The organism is Acinetobacter towneri (genome assembly GCF_001758345.1).
Lineage (GTDB): Bacteria > Pseudomonadota > Gammaproteobacteria > Pseudomonadales > Moraxellaceae > Acinetobacter > Acinetobacter towneri_A.
Map to the genome: position 1 here is coordinate 1 of NZ_MKQS01000061.1, position 795 is coordinate 795.

The window sequence follows — 795 nt, forward strand, 5'->3', positions numbered from 1 at the left end:
CCTTGCGAAAAATACAAAGCGATGCTTTGATTTTTCTCAGGGTCTGTAGCTCAGTTGGTTAGAGCACACGCTTGATAAGCGTGGGGTCACAAGTTCAAGTCTTGTCAGACCCACCATGAGCAAGACTTAAAGCACTGCTTTAAGGCGAAGCGCAAGGCAAACGAACGTGAGTGAGTGCGCAGGCTATAATCTGATACATCGAATCACAGATGATAAGCTGGGGACTTAGCTTAGTTGGTAGAGCGCCTGCTTTGCACGCAGGAGGTCAGGAGTTCGACTCTCCTAGTCTCCACCAAATTTTAAGATCAGAAAACTTAAAGCACTGCTTTAAGGCTTTTCCTTAAAATTTAAGCAAACAGCTATGCTGTGCGCAGGCACACATATACTGGAGCTTTAAGCTAAAGATTACAGAATTTAGTAAGTATAAGCTTATTAAGTTCTGTGATTTATCACAGTTGACTGCAGTCCGACGAGGATGCAGTGAATCATTAACAGATTGGCAAAAATTGAGTCTGAAATAAATTGTTCAACTCATTTCATATAGGATTGACAGTAATGCTTTGGTGTTACGGTTTAATTACGAATTGAAATGAGCACTAGCAAATTAACTGAATCAAGCGTTTTGGTATATGAATTTAGATTGAAGCTGTACGGTGCTTAAGTGCACGAGACTTTGAACTGTAGATTAAATAGATCATAGATTATTTATTTAATTGTCTTAATCCTACTTGTAGGGATTAACGACTGTTTGGGGTTGTATAGTCAAGTAATTAAGTGCATGTGGTGGATGCCTTG

The 795-nt window shown here is 39.6% G+C and carries 2 tRNA genes; both read left to right on the forward strand.

The annotated features are described in order from the left end of the window. Positions 1-39: 39 nt before the first annotated feature. Positions 40-116 (forward strand) — tRNA-Ile (locus tag BJN41_RS14025). A gap of 103 nt (positions 117-219) precedes the next feature. Further along, a tRNA-Ala gene (locus BJN41_RS14030) sits at positions 220-295 on the forward strand. The last annotated feature ends 500 nt before the right edge of the window (positions 296-795 follow it).